This window comes from Nostoc sp., from assembly GCF_036919615.1.
Lineage (GTDB): Bacteria > Cyanobacteriota > Cyanobacteriia > Cyanobacteriales > Nostocaceae > Nostoc.
Window position 1 is genome coordinate 1 of record NZ_JBALCN010000091.1, and the last position, 18,097, is coordinate 18,097.

Consider the following 18,097-nt stretch of genomic DNA (forward strand, 5'->3'; position numbering starts at 1 on the left):
TGACTCAAATATTTCTACTTTGGTGACTCCAGGCATTTTCGCTCGTTCATATTTATTCCTTAATTATTTCTATCATTTTTTTCGTGAAATGGTATCAGTCGCTTCAAATATCTCTCTGGGGATTCCTCTTAAAGTGCGTGCATTATTGAGAGGCTTGGTGAAACGTCTTAGATAGATTTTAATTTTTCTTTTTGCTGCTCATCCAATTTGGCGTCGAGTCTGGATACCAGCAGGAGAGCTAGCAATTGCTCCAGTCAAAACTCAGTATAATTGGATAAGTTTGAGTGTTCGTTTGCAGTATCCTGGCTAAACCTGCTACAGCAAGTGTTCCAGTTAGCAGCAGAGCCGTTACTAAAGGATGATTTCGATTATCAAGGGTATTAAGTTTTATGATCCAGTTCTTACGTTTCAGTAATTGAAGATTGAAAATGGATGAACGAGAATCTGCAAGGCATTATCGCTTTGAATCTACCGCTTTCACAAAGAGCTACTTTTTTGCCTTCAGCAAGACAGCCATCCCGTCATAATCGCCGGTCGTGAGCTTTGGGTTATTCACGATCGCATTATCTAAGTTCAGATACCCGTTTATCTGGTACTGTGTTTTTATATTAATATTCTTAGCAAAATCATCCCGCGCCTGATTGAAGGAGACGAACTGGTGCTTAATTTTTGAAAATGGCATCACTTTCTCACGGCTGAATGCGCCGATGAAAACATACGCCCCTTTGTAACGATAAGCTCCGAATATCCTGCCATGATTATTGTTGAAGATATATGGCTCGTTTGAAAAAGCATGATCTTGAGTTTGCGGGATTTGTGCCTGAAGTTGCTCGTCGATGTATCCCCAATACCCACTTGAGTGCCCTTCACGACTGGGATAACCCGCTGCCGTACAAGCCGCGATCAGTCGATTCTTGGCTTCTTCGGGCGAATTTGCCACTGGATCGACAATGATGATATTGATCGGCTCCCTCAGGGTCTTCCCCTGGTAGATTTCACCTAACCAGTCAGCCGGTGTGAAATCCGGATTGAGCATCCATTTGCCGATTTCGGGGAGAACCGTGGGCTGTACCACCTCATCAGGCTTGGGTCGGAAGTTGGCAACAAGTTTTTCGCTGATCGACTTACCAGTGTCAGTCTTTTGAGGGTTGGACGCTTGCTGGGCTGAGGCGATCCGGGAAGAGATAGCTGCGGTGAGTACCAACAAAGAGGCAAACCCAAGCAAAGTAGTTTTTATGTCGATTACTGAAATGAAGCCGCCATGATTTCGTTTGTGGATAGGATCAGATGAACGAAGCGATATAGCAGGGGCTTTTGGTTTTGACAAGTGAAAGAAGTTCATTGACGAATTAAAGAAGTTCGTTATTATATTTAATCGACACGCCAAGAATCATTGGGACACGACCTCAGCATTTGGATAAAGTCGAGCTTGGTACATTACCTTACGGAAAATCAGCGTAAGTTGAAGCTGCGACAACCTTTAATTCACTTTTGCTTCGATAGTTCCTAAGTTAGAGTGTAATCGAGAAGAACTAGGGAAGATAGATTCAGCCCAAAAGTAACAAATGATTAACAATAGGACTTACGCAAAAAACCTCTCAAACTCTTATTCCTCCGTGTCGCACCAGTTGCTACCCTACGGGAACGCTAAGAGCGTAGCTTGCTTCCCCGGAGGGGTACAAGTCTCTTAACCGCAAGGGCGCACTGGCTTTTCTGCGTTCTCTGTGGTAGCCTGCGGCAAGCCGCTTCTCTACGTTCGCGCAGCGTGTCGCAGACAGACGCTCCGCGAATGCGTCTACGATTTTCCGTTATCTGTGCGTAAGTCCTGAACAAGAGGGACGATTGCAAACAATTCTAGCTATGGAAACGGATTCACGATGACACACAATTAACGATTGACGGCATTGGGCAGCAGGAGAGCGATAAGGTAAGGTACAAGATAAAAACAAATGAACGGCTAAAACAAGCTGTTTTAGGGGCTATTGCTAGACGCGATCGCGCTCAAGCAGCTCTTAACCCAAGCAATGCGTCTCTGTCAGCAGAAGAGTAGGGCAGACGGGTTTACCGCACCCTCAAAACTTGCTTTCCCGTTAGACGGGACATTTTTATCAGTAGTTTTTATATACCCACTACTTCAGGCTGCTTGACAGGAGGTGTTAGGCTAGCTTTCCCCAGTAAGAGATGATCGCGCAGGGTCTTGCCTGTATACTCTTTACGGAATAAACCCCGGCGCTGCAACTCTGGCACGACAAAATCAACAAACTCCTCAAATGCACCAGGAAGATAAGCTGCTGAAATAATGAAGCCATCCGCTTCTCCATTTTTAAAGCTTTCTTCTAGCTGATCGGCAATTTGAGTGGGTGTTCCCACCAGATGAGGGAGCAATATGCCTTCAGCGTAAAGCCTCCCGATATCTCTGAGGATCAAACCTTCTTTTTTGCTTAATCTCATAGCCAGTTCAAAAAGTCCTCTGATCCCACCGACTTGCACATCTTTGACTGGCTCATCCAAGGGAAGTTGGGAAAAGTCATAGTCCATATGGCTGGAGAGAGTAACCAGTCCTGCAATGGGGTCAACTAGTTCATTGTGAAAGGCTTGTTTCTCTTTTGCAATCGCTTCTGTTTCACCAATAAAGGGAATTACCGCTGGAAATATCTTGATATCATCGGGATTTCGCCCATATTTCACAGCCCGTGACTTCACATCATCGTAGTAGGCTTTGCGACCTTCTGGCGTAGGGTCAATTTCAAAGAGAATTTCTGCCCAACGAGCTGCAAATTCCTTACCCCGATTAGACGAGCCAGCTTGCATAATTACCGGACGACCTTGGGGCGATCGCGGCACTGTCAATGGCCCCTTCGACTTGAACCACCGCCCTTGATGGTTAATATGTCTAACTTTGGTGGGGTCTGCAAAGAAGCCTGTTTCTTTATTTAAAACCAATGCGTCTTCTTGCCAGCTATCCCAGAGTTTATAGGCGACTTCGACAAACTCATCTGCTCTGTCATAACGAGTTTCATGTTCTAAATGTTCTTCAAAACCAAAGTTTTTCGCCTCAGCTGTATTGTGGGATGTCACCACATTCCAAGCGATACGCCCCCGTGAAAGATGATCTAATGATCCAAAAGCACGAGCCAAATCAAAAGGAGTCGAGTCGGTGGTGGAACGGGTAATGCCCAATCCGATGTATTCCGTTGCAACTGCCATCGTGGCCACAACAAAAGCAGGGTCAAGAAAAGCAGCACCTTGAGAGCCATAGCGCAAGGTGTCTGCAATACCTGCACCATAACGACTAGGAATCATCAATCCATCTGCAAAGAACACATAGTCAAACTTGCCTCGTTCTAGAATTCGACCTAGATTTTGGTAAAACTCCGGTCGCAAAAAGTTCAAGTCATTGAGAGGGTGTCGCCATGCAGGATGACTATGAGTTAGGTGAGAGGCAATCAGAAATCCGGCTAGATGGAGTTGTTTTGTCATGGAGGATTGGGGACAGGATGATAGATAGTAGTATTTTTTATTCAGGACTCAGAATTAAAGCTTTAGGTATACAAAGTGAAAACTGGGATTTGTTCGTTGAGTACCCAGTTGTCCACTTCGTGGACTTTGTAAATATGGGTACGGACGTTGCACCAGAAGCGATCAAAGCCATATTTTTTGGCAGCAGCACGAGTGCCTATCACTTCAAAAATCTTGCTAGTTGTCTCTAGGGCATAATTGCTGCAATAACCACAATTTTTTTAGTGGCTTCGCTAGCGCTGCTGCTGTCCAGGTTTCTAGTTGGTCAAAATCTTGGTCGTAACAATTAATGGTGTGTTGTGCAAGGAAAGTAGATGAAAAACCTATTCGTTCCACTTAAATTAAGAGCGATCGCATCCTGGCATAACTGGCATCAAATAGATTTTCAGGTTGATTTAATAGTCCCCAGTTTCCATAGACCGGAATCCAAAATTCCATAGGTGGTTCAGTCATGGTCGCTTTGCTCCAATTCAAATTAGAACTAAATTTACTGCGATATCAAAGAAGATAACGGTTATAAATTAGTTATTCAAAATATTCGCGATCGCTGCTTAATCTTAATTCAAAAGACTCTCAGAATCTTACAAAATCCTAGAGTTAAATATGCATTTTTTATGTTCAAAAAACAAAATTATACTTTTTATATATACTATTTTTGTTTATTAAACAGGTATTGAAGAAACTCCTAAAGTTAAACTAGTTTTGCAAACTACGGTAAATTTATCGATTTAAAGGAGCTAATTAAAATACTAGGAGATATAATACAAGGATAGATAAGGCAAGTCAAGCTTTTCTTAAAGAATCCAGATGTAGGGGGTTTTATCAAAAATCAAATACTAGTCCTATAGATTTGAAGCCACCGCTGTGAAGCTCCAATCACTTTAGCGATCGCCAGCTAAGGAAATCTTTGAGAGCAGCAGTTTATCAATCAAATCTTTGGTTAACTGCTCAACCACCTGATTTCGTGGTTCTTGCACAAACTGCTTGCCACCTGTTTGAAAGACGTAACGAAAATTTTTGCCCTAGCTCTGGCTCGAGCAGAAGGCGATCGCCTTTATGATCATTAGACTTTGTTGAGCGGAGCGAAACATCTGGTGAGATTCATTCTAAGCAGAACGCTACACGAACTCTCCACTGCGTTTTGCTCAGAAGCGCTTGCCAGAACGCGTCCCCGATCAGAGCTAACAGCATTATCGCCAACCGTCATTCGATTGCCTGGAATTCGCGGCTTCCCGTCTTTAACTCCTGGGGTCTACCAGGCAGTATTTTAGAGAAAAGCGATGCTTGCGGCGGGCTGCGCCAACGCACTTTGGTTATAGTTACTAGTGATAGTGCTGAGGCGACTATTTATTTCCTAATAATAATAACTATTGATTTTACTTTTCTGAGCATTACCAACTATGCCTAATATATTCAACCGAGAAATTTTCAGGTTATCTAAAGCTACTTTTAGCATTGAGGAATTTGTTTTCTCCATCCTAACTACTATCAAAAGCCCATCAGTGTGGGGTATTATCAGGCTAGCATCGGCTAATCCCACCAAGGGAGGGACATCATAAATCACTAAGTCAAAACTGTTATGGAAATCTGCCATTAGTTGCTTCATTTTTTGAGATGAGAGCAACTTTGTGGGATCGGGTGGTATTGGACCAGCGGTGATTACAGATAATTGGCTCATGGAAGGTACTTTTCGTATTACTTCTCCCACTGGCAAGTTTGTAGAAATTAAATTACTTAATCCCCATAGATTATTTAAAGCTGATCGGTCATGAATTGTGGGTTTACGGAGATCAGCATCTACAAGTAGCACTCGTTGCCCCATTGCTGTAGCTATTTGAGCTAGATGGAGGGCAACCGTAGACTTCCCATCACCAGCCATAGCTGAACTAATAACTATGGAACGAATTGGGCGATCAGAACTGAGTAGTTGAATATTGCTATAAAGTACCCGTAATGCTTCTGAAAAGTTGGTAGAAGAGTAAGCATACTCTTGATCTGGTAAAACAGCCAACCCAGCAATTCCCTGAGAAGAAGAATTTTGTATATTTGCTAAGGGATTTTTTTGATTAAAAGTGGAGTTTTTCTTAGTTTCAACTTGCTTTTCAAAAGGAATATTTCCTAACAATGGCTGTTTGAGCTTTTTTTTCAGTTCATCAACAGTATGATAGGTATTATCTAGCTTTTCTACCAGTAAAACAATACCAATTCCTGAGAGGATACTTGCAACTAATCCCAGTATAAAATTGCGTTGAGTAGAAAAAGAATAAATAGGAATATCTGGGGTAGTTGGTACTTGGAGTAATTGCCAGCCAATATCCGATTGCGATATTTGAATTTGGATATTTTCACGGGTTGATAAAAACCGATTTAAACTTTCAGTAGCGATCTGTAATTTACGCTGTAAATCAACGTATTGCCGTGCTAAAACTGGTAGTTGCTTACGTTTTTGTACAAGTTTTTGTTCTATTTTGGCAAGTTCTTGGTTTTGTACTTCTAAGGTTTGAAACTGTGCTGCAACTTCGGCAAACTTTACATCCAATAAGTGCTTTTCTTCTTGATGTAGCAAAGGTAAAAGACTAGCTCGTTTCTCTTTCAATGTTTGGATGATTGGATTCTCTTCTTGCAAACTAGTTGATTCTGTAGCAATCTGAACATCAAGTGCGCGTATTTGAGTAATCAACTGTTGATATAAAGGAGCATCATTCAGCGTTGTCGTTAATCCATTTTTTCCTTGTTGGATAGAATTATTCAGCGTTGTCGTTAATCCATTTTCTCCTTGTTGGATAGAATTATTCAGCGTTATTGTTAATCCATTTTTTCCTTGTAGGATAGCCAAATTAGCACGAGCTTGGGCTAACTGTAGATCAATTACTTGTTTTTGTTGATAGAATTCAACAGTTTGTGAAGCAATTTGCGTGACTTGGGATTCTGGGTCGTTAAAATTGTATTTTTGTTGAAAAAGTTGCAATTCTTTTTGGATCTGATCGACTCGATTTTGTATAAATGGCAGTTGTTTTTCAATAAACTGAACCCCCTGACGTAACTGGGTTTGTCTCTTTACTTGACTATAGTCTAAGTAATTTTCTGCTATTCGCTCTAGTACAACTTGAGTCTGCTTTGGATTGCTGCTTTCATACCGAACTTCTATAATCTTGGTTTCTTGTAACCGATAAATCTTCAGAGATTCGAGAAGAGAATGATAGTCGATTTCTGGATAGGAGGCTTGCAACTGTTTAAGAGTGCTTTTCATCAGTTCAGGACTCTTAAGAACCTGAATTTGGCTTTCATAATCTAGATTAGACTTTTGTGCGTTGAAGTCTTTGACAACATCCATAACTTTGCTGTCATTATTTACAGGTTCTACAGGTTCTACCAGCAGTTGAAAACTGCCTTCATATTCTGGGGGCTTCCGGTTTACCACCAAGTTAATCACTACAAGTGTCATTACAGCAATCGTTACACTTGTCATGAGTAGCCAGCGTCGCCGTAAAATACTTAGAAATTCTTGAAAGCTCCAGTCGTCTTCTTGTTCTTCAGCCCAGGGAACAGGTTGATTTTGAGGAAATGGAGGCAGAGAGTTATTACTGCGATTAGAACTTGAGTTTTGAGAAGGATAATTCTCGATCATATGTTTAATACTTGGTAATACACTGAACAGGAGCAGTAGAAAGGCTTTTGAAAGTTTCAGTTAGGTAGTTTGGATATAAGCAATAATATATACCAAACATAATATTTAATTGATATTATCTTTGATGAAATCTCAGTATTTATCCTTAAACTTAGTACGTAAAGATTTTGTAAAAATATAACCTTTGGTCTTTGCTCACCCAAAGTATAACAATAGAATTTAAACATTGACAGAAAATACCAAATATCAGATACGAGTTTCAGCTATTCAAATTTGATTTTTCGACGTTTTTTAAGCGATTGCAGGGTTTAGCTTTGCCTGGACTACTTATCAAAGGATGATTGAGAAAAGCCTGAAACGCCCTATATTCGTTGTATTGGTATATATGTACTAGCTAGTTTCTCCAGTGCATAAGTCCTAAAAATATTGATTTTATAAAGATTTTGCTACAATATCTATTAAGATATTAAGTTTTTATAAAAGATTGATGAAGTTTTGGTCTTCATAATTTAAACATGATAGCGTGTTGTGCAACAGATGTTACACGTAAAAAATCAAACAAAGCCTAAAAGCGAAGGTACAGATAGCAAAAATTTTTATGTAATTATACGTAAATAGTTTAGTGTTGTCATTCAAGTAGTTTCTCGCAGAAAAGCCTTGCTACAGGGTGCAGATGGGAGCAACACGATTTCGTGAGATTTGATTTTTCTTATCAATAAAATTGGTTTATTGATAAGAAACTGGGCAAAATCACCGTTTTTTTAGTGTTTTTACTGATGCTATAGCTTGGAAAAGTTTTTAAAGTGACAACGTGACAATATTTGTTGGTTCTCACTTTTTCGCGTTGCTCCCGTACGTAGTGCCCCAAATTGAAGAAGAATTCAAAAGTCAGAATCAAGACGCTCTTGCTAGCTTGCTTCCCGGCAGGGGTACGCAGACTCGAAGAGAAGAGCTGTGCTATCAGTGGGGGATTCAAACCTCGCCACTACGAAAGTTGACCACTGAATTTGTAAATTTAGTGGAGGTCTTAAACCGCTTTACTCATCCGCCAGTCGTACAAAATTCAGGGCTTTCTTCTGACGACTTATACCTTTATTCTTTCTTGGTAAAGCATCTCAGTCCTGACGATAGATTAGATTTTTTGCTTTAATTTGTTCTGCTCAGGGAGACTTTAATATATAGCTTGAACTTTCAAACATTGAGTGAATAAACAAGCATTTTTCTACTCTAGACTAGGAACATAGCTGATGAGACTTAATGAACTTAATGAATGGATTAATCAAAACTTATTGCAATCTATTTCTACTGAGTTAGATGCAAGGAATAAACCTTCTGTAAAAGCTCAAAAATCAATTAAATTATCTGTAGTCACCCAATTTTTTCCCCCAGATTATGCTGCTACAGGGCAGTTGCTTGAAGAACTAGTGAAACAGTTAGGGAAGCAAGGGGTGGATATTGAAGTCTTTACAAGTCAGCCAGGATATGCATTTAGCTCTCATACAGCCCCAGCAGTTGAATGGGCTGACCAAATCAGAATTCAGCGATCGCGTACAGCCCAACTCTGGCCGGGAAGGATTCGTGGTAAAGCTGTTAATGGGGTACTATATACCTTACGTGCTACTCTTTATCTTCTGAAAGCTTGGCGTCGCAACAATATATTACTATTAACTACAGCTCCTCCATTTTTGCCAGTTATAGGATATTTGGTTTATTTATTGTTCCGATTGCCCTATGTGTGTGTACTCTATGACCTATATCCTGATATTGCGATCGCACTAGGCGTAATTTCAAAAGGTAACTGGCTAGTACGCTTGTGGCGTGGGATCAACAAACAGGTTTGGTTAAAGGCTAAGGGGATTATAGTACTTAGTCCGGCGATGAAACAACAGGTAGTAGCACATTGTCCCGAAGTAGCTGATAAAATTTCTATAATTCACAGTTGGGCTAACCCAGAAGAGATCGTGCCGATTGCCAAGCGAGAAAACTGGTTTGCTTGGAAGTATAACTTAGTTAACAAATTTACCGTACTATATTCTGGCAATATGGGTCGCTGCCATGACATCGACACTATCTTGGAAGCTGCAAAGCAACTACAAGATGAGCCAATTCAGTTTGTCTGTATTGGTGGTGGTGCTAAACGCGAAGAATTAATCACGGAAGTAAATCAGTTAGGGCTAAACAATTTTACGTTTTTACCTTATCAAGATCAGCAAGTGTTACCCTATTCTTTAACAGCTTGCGATCTATCACTAGTGAGTGTAGATGCAACTACAGACGGTTTAGTTGTTCCCAGCAAATTTTATTCAGCTTTGGCATCTGGGCGACCAATAGCAGTAATTTGCTCACAGACTTCATATCTCAGAGAACTGATGTCTGAAGCCAACTGTGGTGGGACATTTGACAATGGAGATGGTCAAGGTCTAGCGCAATTTATTCGCTTTTTGAGTCGAGATCGACAAACAGGAGAGCAGATGGGCAAAGCAGGTCGTCAGTATTTGCGCTCATCGCACTTTACACCGAAAGTTATCTCTCAACAATACTTACATGTTTTGCAGCAGGCACTATTATCTGATGAGATCAGAACCATGTCTGAAAGCGAGATAAAGTAAGCGTAAGCATATTGAAGTTAATTGAATATTTTTGCTGGATTTTTTCGGAGTTGGGCTTCGATGGTCTTATTGATCTCAGTCCCTCCAACATAGCCTTCCTTGCTCATAGTTTTTGTCTATATAGGAGGTGAAATTGCAGAGAAGGTGTGACCAAAATCGGAAACGTTCCAAACGACGGGCTATTTATTGTCCCATTCATAGCTGCTATATCGATAGCGTCAGTCAGAAATATAAAATGTTTGCTGACCAAGCAGGTCAATTACAGCAACGAGGGATGAGTCGGCGGAATGCGTTGATGTTAGTAGCTAACCAAACTGCAGTGCTTATAGAAGGGGAATGGTTAGAAGCTTTTTGGTGTGAAGAGTGTCAGCAAACAACTTGGTATCACATTCGTAAGTGTGATGATCGTACTTATGAAATTTCAATAGCACCACAAGAACTATGGCAGCAAGTAACAGGAGTGATTGATTCTCTGGGGAACCCTTCTGTTGGAGAGTTTACTCGTAGGAGCGCCAGACAAGTTGGTTATCAAGGTCTGAATGGTTTCCAGTTTGTGAGTTAAACCTTAACAATTGTTTGAAAAGTTTACCGTTGTATCGATATCCCTCCTAGTCACCCTTTTTAAGGGGGGAAAACCTTCTCAAAGTCCTCTTTTTTAAGGAGGATTTAGGAGGATCTAAAGTTTTGAATACCTCAGCTACACTTTTCAAATATCCTCTAAAGATGAATTTCAAATTCAAGTTTTCTCTCTTCCTGAAACACTGCAAACAATTTAGATTAACTAAGATAACCCGATGAAGAAAGCTCTCATTTGTGGAATATCGGGTCAGGATGGAGCTTACCTGGCACAGTTACTTCTTAATCAAGGCTATCGCGTCTGTGGTAGTTCGCGAGATGCCCAGATTTCCTCTTTCCGAAATTTGGTTTACTTAGCTATCTGTGACCAAGTAAAGTTAGAGTCAATGGCTCTGAATGACTTTCGGAGTGTATTGCAAGTGCTGACAAAAATCCAGCCAGATGAAATCTATAATTTGGCAGGACAAAGTTCAGTTGGTTTGTCTTTTGAACAACCAGTAGAAACTTTAGAAAGTATCACTACTGGTACTCTAAATTTATTAGAAGCTATTCGCTTTTTGGGTGTGCCAATCAAACTGTATAACGCTGGTTCTAGTGAATGTTTTGGGGATACTGGCCAAACTGCCGCTAATGAAACAACGCCATTCCGACCCAGAAGCCCCTATGCTGTGGCTAAAGCTGCTGCTTTTTGGGAAGTTGCTAACTACCGAGAAGCTTACGGTTTGTTTGCCTGTTCTGGAATTTTATTTAATCATGAATCTCCCTTGCGACCAGAAAGATTTGTGACTCAAAAGATTGTTGCGGCTGCTTGTCGCATTGCTCAAGGTAGCACCGATCAGCTTTATTTGGGAAATATGCAGATTCAGCGTGACTGGGGTTGGGCACCGGAATATGTTGAGGCGATGTATTTGATGCTGCAACAGGAACAGCCGGATGATTATGTAATTGCTACAGGAGAGAGCGGTTCATTAGAGGAATTTGTAGCAGCAGCATTTGCATCTGTGAATTTAGATTGGCGTCACCATGTTGTAATAGATAATAGCCTGCTGCGACCTACAGATTTGGCAGTGGGTAGAGGTAATCCAGTTAAAGCGAAGGACAAGCTTGGATGGCAGGCGAAATTCAAGATGAAGCAGGTTGTGCAAATGATGGTGGAGGCTAAACTATCGCAATCCTAAATCATTCATAAATGTGAAGGAGCATTCCGAAAACAAGCGATCGCAATGACTAGGATTGCTTTGTAGTTCCTCATCTATGGTCGCAATACTCTCAAAGAAGCTAGTAATTTTTGGTTAAAGTCTCAGCAAAAAATAAAGATGATTAGCAAAAAACATCTAAAACATCTAATTTACACCCCTTGTAATTGAAGTGATTATGCTTATGTACACGTATGAAGAATCTGTTAACTGGATGCAGAGTCAAGCAGAATATGCTGAGTTGGTTAAACTCAGCTACCTTGATGTAGACAATCTCATAGCTGCACAGCGTTTTGCATATAGTGATGAATTTACAGAGGTTAAAAATACTTTACAACTAAGTGATTCATCCAAGAAATTTAAAATACTCGATCTAGATTGTGGAAATGGCATTGCTTCTTTTGCCTTTACTTCCATAGGGCATGATGTTGTTGCTGTAGATCCTGACAATAGCGAAGATGTAGGTCTCAGAGCTACCGAAAGACTAAGTTCTGTAGTTCAAATTTAACAATGGGTATTTTAAATAGTTAACAGATTTATACAATACAAACTGCTAGCAGTATCAATATCAAACAAGAGTTCTATATATGCGTATTATATATGATGGTGAAATCTATGCTATGCAAAAAGTAGGCGGTATTAACCGTTACTTTGACAATATCATTAACAGATTACCAAAAGATTTTCAACCAATCCTAACGAGTATTCGTTCACGTAAAAATCACCAGCTATATCACCCAAATTTAAAGTTATTTTCTTATAAGCGATTTGGATTTCGTCCCAGACGATTGTATTATTGGCTAGAACCATATTACTTTAAATCCGTCGAAGCACTTAATAACTATCAAGTTTTCCATCCCACCTATTACTCCTTGCTCACTCAGCAAAAATTTGAAAAAAAACCTTGTCCTGTTGTTTTGACTGTTTATGACATGATTCACGAAATTTTTGCTGATGTAATCGATCGACATGGACAGATGGCAGAAATAAAATGTCGGGCTATATTAGCAGCAGATATAATTTTATGCATTTCCGAAAGTACAAAAAGAGACCTGCTGGAACGATACACATTACCTGAAGAGAGAGTTTTAGTAACTCATTTAGCAACAGATTTTAGTCCCAATTTTGGCAATGGATATGAGCTTATCCCCTCTCGTCCGTTCTATCTTTATATAGGAGGACGAGCAGCTTACAAAAACTTTAACAATTTATTGATTGCTTTTTCAAAAGCTGTTTCTAAAGTGCCAGATATCATGCTTTGTGTAGTTGGCTCACCATTTGATAAAATTGAGCAAAGCAAGATTGCAGAAATGGAGTTAGATAAACATATTCAGAACTTTGGTTATGCAAGTGATTCCCACTTAGCTAAACTATATCGAAATTGTATTGCCTTTGTATATCCCTCGTTATATGAAGGTTTTGGTATTCCGCCTTTGGAAGCAATGATATGTCAAGCACCAGTTATTGCTTCAAATAATTCTAGTATTCCAGAGGTAGTTGGTGATGCAGGTTTGTTGTTTGACCCTACCTCAGTATCAGATTTAACTGAGAGATTATTGTTCTTGCTTGAACATCCAGCAGAAAGAGAGCGTTTAATAGCCAAAGGTTTAGAGCAAGCTCAAAAGTTTAGCTGGGATAAAACAGTAACTAAAACTATACAGGCATATAAATATGTTGTTGGTTAATAGGCTGTTGTAAAGAGTTATTTTATCTGGAATTGCGAATGAAGCGATCATGAAATATAGTCGAGCGATCGCTCTTATAAAAGATAAGTGTAAGCATAGTAAGCTTGGCAAACATATAATCATCTCTCTACGAGTAAGATTTCTTTTAGAGGAATTTGTAGCAGCAGCATTTGCATCTGTGAATTTAGATTGGCGTGAACATGTTGTGATAGATAATAGCCTACTACGACCTACAGATTTGGCAGTGGGTAGGGGTAATCCAGCTAAAGCGAAGAATAAGCTGGGATGGCAGGCGAAATATAAGATGAAGGATGTGGTGCGGATGATGGTGGAAGCAAAACAAGTTGATTAAAGCAAATTTCCAAGATTTAATAACTTATATTACTGGTATTGCTAAATGAGTTTACTATTCTTTCTTTACAAACGTTTAGCTCGTTGGAGCACTTACGAGTTTAATTTGTAAAATAAATCCAAAGTTACACTTAAAAATAAATATGAAATAGCTAGTTTTACAGATGTTTTTTGTCATCCATTTTACTGGCAGTCTGGTAACACTGATAACTCAAAAATTTCACACTTTAAGCACAATCTATCTAATTCTTTATAGCAGACAAAGTAAAACTTTTCTAAACTTTATCATAATAAAATATCGCTAACTAGCAATGCTGCAAAATAAAGCTATCAGTATACTTATAAAATTAATTATTGCTCAACGATATCTGGCAATTAACTCTTTAATATTAGCATTGTTTACCTCTATTTTAGAGGGAATTTCTACTCCTTTTGTGATGCTAATTCTTCAAGAATTAGGGGGTGGTTTATTTAATATCAGTCAAATACCAATAATTATTAAAAATATAGTTGAACTATATGCCACTTTTCCCAAAAGTTGGCATTTGCTAATATTGTTCGTCACTCTACTGAGCTTAACAATTATTAAAAACATATTTTTATATTTTTCAAATATTAATATTAATAATTTACAACTCAAAGTTGGATTTTTACTTCGTAAAGTTTGCATTGAACGCTTTTTAAAATTAGAAGTATCATTTTATAATCGATCAAATATAGGTACTTTATTAAGTTTCGTAAATGAACAAGCCCAACGCAGTGAAATTTTATCTTCTCAAGTGATAGAAATCATTAGAGAAATGCTGATGATTTTTATACTTTTAGTTGTACTTATTGGTTTATCACCTGAATTAACAATAATTAGTGTAATAAGTTTATTAGTAATATCTTTGCTGTTCAAAGCAGTGCTCAATTCTGTTAGAATTTATGGACGCAAAGCAGCTAACTCTATTGACGAATTTTCTTCATTTATTACAGAGTTGCTGAGTGGAATTCGAGTAATTAAATCGTTTAAGTCTGAATTCAGGGAGCTAGAGCGTGCTGATAAATATCTAACAAACCGCTATGTGGCAGAATTAGGAGCTTTTAAATATAATTCAGCAATAGTTCCCCTGACTGAAACAGCAGGAATTATCCTACTGTTGTTGCTTCTTGGTGTAGGTTCAAGCGTAGTTTCTGCCACAGGAGGTGGGGGGTTACCCTTATTGTTAACCTATACGTATACATTATTGCGAATAATACCGCGAATTAATCATCTTAATAGTTTACGCTCTCAACTAGCATTACTATCAGGTAGTTTAGAAGTAATTCATGATTTTTTGTCATCTACAGATGAACTACATTTACCAGATGGTCAGAAACCATACAGAGGTTTGACATCTGGAATAAATTTTGAAAATGTTAGTTTTACTTTTGCTGCTAATTCAGAACCTACCCTGAAAAATATAAGTTTTCCAGTTAAAAAAGGCACAATAACCGCCCTTATTGGTTCATCAGGTAGTGGCAAATCAACCCTAGCTGATTTAGTAATGAGATTTCATGATCCTGATTCTGGCAGGATCAAAATTGATGGAATTGACTTACGAGAATATCAAATTGCTTCTTGGCGAAACGCGATTGCAATGGTAAGTCAGGAAACATTCTTGTTTCATACTTCAATTCGGGAAAATATTGCTTATGGTTGTCCAGATGCAACGAAGTTAGAAATTATTGAAGCTGCAAAAAAAGCTTATGCTTATGAGTTTATTCAGGAATTGCCAGAAGGTTTTGATACTATTGTGGGAGATCGGGGTGCAAGGTTATCTGGTGGACAAAGGCAGAGAATAGCGATCGCTAGGGCAATTTTGCGCGATCCAGACATCTTAATTCTGGATGAAGCAACTAGTGCATTAGATTCAAATTCTGAGAGGATTGTTCAGAGAGCAATTGAAGAAGTAAGCCGCGATCGCACTGTAATTGTAATTGCTCACCGCCTTTCTACAATTGAGAAAGCGGACAAGATTATTGTTATGTATAACGGTAGAGTTGCAGAGCAAGGAACGCATGAAGAACTACTAGCACTTCATAGTGAGTATTGGTCTTTGTATAAATCTCAAGTATCTGTTAAAGAGCAAATTATTCAATCAACTTGAAATCAAAAATTTCTATGACATCTACTAACCTGTTTTACCAAGCACGCTTAAACTCAATTGATGCTTTAAGAGGTTTAGCTGCCCTTACAGTTGTTTTCTACCATGCTCGACCTATGTTTTGGGTTGGTTTGGGGGAGATATGGAAGCAATATGGTTTGAGTATAAATATTAATTCTTGGTTAGGCTATGCTACAGCTCCTTTATACTTCGGTGGTCTAGCTGTAAATCTATTTTTTATAATTAGTGGTTACTGCATCCACCGACGAGGCGCACAGCAGTTAATCTCTGACCCTAAAACCAGCTTAAATCTCAAACAGTATGCAATCCGACGTATCTGGAGAATATACCCAACTTACATAGCTGCTTTGTTAATTACCGCTTTAGTTGATGCTTATATAAAAACACATTATCCATCGGAGGTTGATTCTGGACAGAGCAACTCATTATTTACTTTTATTATGAGCTTATTAGCTCTGCCAGGGCTAGCAGCACCATATTTTGGAAGTAACACAGTTTTCTGGACTTTAGCTCTGGAAATACACTTTTATATAGTCTATCCAATACTTTTCTATATCTCTCGTAAATATGGAGCGGTAAAGACTTTAGCTCTGACATTTACAATTAGTCTAATATATATATCTGGTGACTTTTTACTGAATTTATCGGATTTACTTCCTTATCGTGGCTCTGGTAATCCTATTTTTTTACCTTTTTTGTTTACTTGGACTTTTGGATTTTATCTGGCAGAAGTAGAAGCAGGACGTACTGCACTCCCTAAAAGATATTGGCTAATCGCTGCTTTAGGAGTAATTATTGTTCTCATAGCATCTTTATTTGAACTTTCTAACCTAGTAGCTTTTACCTCTACATTACCATTAGGTGGTTTATTGTATTGGAGCATAAAACCTCAAGGAAATAAATTTTGGAGTTGTAAACTAGGAAGTTTATTTACTAAAATTGGTCTTTTTTCTTACTCACTATACGCGATACATCGACCTGTTTTATTATTTATTAAAATCTCTGTAGCTCCTTTGGGAGAAAGATTTATAACCTTGATTCCTGCACTTAGTGCATCTTCACTAGCAGTATTAGTAGCATGGTTTTTCTTTCTCTTAGTTGAAAAAAAAACTTTAAAAGCAATTTTATAAGTAAAAGTAAAAACCAAAAAACCATCCAACGTAAATATATTATTAGCATCCAACGTAAATATATTATTAACATATTAAATTTTGTTAGAAAATATGAAAATTTTACTTGCTGGGTCTCTTAGAGGAAAGGGTGGTATTCAGAGTCATTTGAGATGGCTATCTAAAGCATTAGTAGAAGAAGGAATAGAAGTTTTGGTTCTTTCTCTCGGCTATCATCGAGACTCAATTGCTGATGTACAAGATTTACACAAACCAACAAGTTCTAATATACAGGTAATCTTCTGCAATCCTTCAAGATGGCGAAGAATATTAGAGACTACAGCTATAATTAAAAATTTTTCCCCAGATGTTTATTTAGCAGTAGGTACAGGTTGGAATCTTTTTGTTCCACCTCTTTTATCTGGAGTAAAAACAAAGAGAATATTTCATGAAGTCATGTCTGGTGTTCCTAATGGATGGCATGATTCTCGCTGGATTGTACGGTGGTGCTTTGATGAAGTTATAGGACAATCACCTACTGTAGCCAAAACTTTTGCGAAATTTTTTGGCTGGAAGAAAGCAGTCTTAGCAATACCCGCCATGCCAGAACCATTAGAGTTAAGTGCATCTCTCCCTCTGGTTGTATCTAAAAAGGTGGAATTGGGTAAAGCTAAAGCTGGCTTCTTTAGTCGTTTAGCACCCCATAAGCAAGCTTTTTGGTTGGTGCAACAATGGGATTTACTCAAAGACATTTTAGGTGAGTTACATATTCACGGTAGTGGACCGGAAGAACCACTGATTCGAGAATATATTGCTTCGCAAAAAATAGGCGATCGCGTCAAATGCTTTGGTCGTTATCCTGAAGGTCAAGCCTATGTAGACCTTCTTAGCAGTTTTGACCTGACTTTACTACCTACTATTGGGGCTGAGGGCGCACCTCTAGTGCTTTTAGAGTCAATGGCGTGTGGTGTACCATTTATTGCCTATGGAGTTGGGGGAATTCCAGATTATGGAGTTAATAATCCAAATGTGTTAGTAGTTCCTACGAAACCAGATGTATTTATATCTGGAGTTAAACAAATGGTGTATCTATTATCACAAGGACAAATCAATCAAGAGAAGTTACAAAATTTTTACCTTGAACGTTATTCATATTCAATTTTAAAAAAAACCTGGTTGTCTTATTTCTTTAGTCAGTGAGTAAGTTCTTTAATAAGAATTTTATATGTATGTCTTCATCTAAAATAACTAAGTAAAAAAAGATACTTTTATAT

At 38.6% G+C, this 18,097-nt stretch carries 13 protein-coding genes; 10 read left to right on the top strand and 3 right to left on the bottom strand.

The genetic code is table 11. From position 1 onward, the window contains the following. Positions 1-487: 487 nt before the first annotated feature. Together V7K48_RS25285 and V7K48_RS25290 are read right to left on the bottom strand one after the other, a co-directional pair. On the bottom strand, positions 488-1,342 hold the full coding sequence (locus V7K48_RS25285) for a hypothetical protein (protein WP_335076483.1): 855 nt from the start codon (positions 1,340-1,342) through the stop codon (positions 488-490). Between the two features lie 776 nt (positions 1,343-2,118). Next, positions 2,119-3,480, bottom strand: a complete 1,362-nt coding sequence (locus tag V7K48_RS25290; protein ID WP_335076485.1) for an LLM class flavin-dependent oxidoreductase — start codon at positions 3,478-3,480, stop codon at positions 2,119-2,121. Positions 3,481-3,497: 17 nt separating this feature from the next. Between V7K48_RS25290 and V7K48_RS25295 the strand changes: the two genes are divergently transcribed. Continuing rightward, the gene (locus V7K48_RS25295; RefSeq protein ID WP_335076487.1) at positions 3,498-3,710 is read left to right on the top strand and encodes a hypothetical protein; all 213 of its coding nucleotides are present in this window, start codon (positions 3,498-3,500) and stop codon (positions 3,708-3,710) included. A gap of 1,163 nt (positions 3,711-4,873) precedes the next feature. Here V7K48_RS25295 and V7K48_RS25305 read toward each other — a convergent pair. Beyond that, entirely contained in the window at positions 4,874-7,144 is a 2,271-nt protein-coding gene (locus tag V7K48_RS25305; RefSeq protein WP_442949476.1) for a GumC family protein, read from the bottom strand. A 1,250-nt stretch (positions 7,145-8,394) separates the two neighbouring features. On the opposite strand from V7K48_RS25305, the gene V7K48_RS25310 reads away from it, so the two are divergent. From V7K48_RS25310 to V7K48_RS25350, 9 genes are all read left to right on the top strand, one after another. Then, positions 8,395-9,756, top strand: coding sequence for a glycosyltransferase family 4 protein (locus V7K48_RS25310; protein WP_335076491.1), 1,362 nt, complete (start codon positions 8,395-8,397; stop codon positions 9,754-9,756). Positions 9,757-9,889: 133 nt separating this feature from the next. After that, positions 9,890-10,318 (top strand): hypothetical protein, encoded by a 429-nt coding sequence (locus tag V7K48_RS25315; protein WP_335076493.1) that lies wholly within the window; start codon positions 9,890-9,892, stop codon positions 10,316-10,318. Between the two features lie 232 nt (positions 10,319-10,550). After that, positions 10,551-11,510: a GDP-mannose 4,6-dehydratase gene (locus V7K48_RS25320; RefSeq protein ID WP_335076495.1), complete on the top strand. Its 960-nt coding sequence runs from the start codon at positions 10,551-10,553 to the stop codon at positions 11,508-11,510. A 202-nt stretch (positions 11,511-11,712) separates the two neighbouring features. Then, entirely contained in the window at positions 11,713-12,036 is a 324-nt protein-coding gene (locus tag V7K48_RS25325) for a hypothetical protein (protein WP_335076497.1), read from the top strand. Between the two features lie 79 nt (positions 12,037-12,115). Continuing rightward, entirely contained in the window at positions 12,116-13,213 is a 1,098-nt protein-coding gene (locus V7K48_RS25330) for a glycosyltransferase family 4 protein (RefSeq protein WP_335076499.1), read from the top strand. A gap of 49 nt (positions 13,214-13,262) precedes the next feature. Then, on the top strand, positions 13,263-13,565 hold the full coding sequence (locus tag V7K48_RS25335; RefSeq protein ID WP_335076501.1) for a GDP-mannose 4,6-dehydratase: 303 nt from the start codon (positions 13,263-13,265) through the stop codon (positions 13,563-13,565). A 310-nt stretch (positions 13,566-13,875) separates the two neighbouring features. Continuing rightward, positions 13,876-15,696: an ABC transporter ATP-binding protein gene (locus V7K48_RS25340; protein WP_335076503.1), complete on the top strand. Its 1,821-nt coding sequence runs from the start codon at positions 13,876-13,878 to the stop codon at positions 15,694-15,696. Positions 15,697-15,710: 14 nt separating this feature from the next. Beyond that, complete coding sequence (locus tag V7K48_RS25345) at positions 15,711-16,844, top strand: acyltransferase family protein (RefSeq protein ID WP_335076505.1); 1,134 nt, start codon at positions 15,711-15,713, stop codon at positions 16,842-16,844. A 93-nt stretch (positions 16,845-16,937) separates the two neighbouring features. Further along, positions 16,938-18,023 (top strand): glycosyltransferase family 4 protein, encoded by a 1,086-nt coding sequence (locus V7K48_RS25350; protein ID WP_335076507.1) that lies wholly within the window; start codon positions 16,938-16,940, stop codon positions 18,021-18,023. The last annotated feature ends 74 nt before the right edge of the window (positions 18,024-18,097 follow it).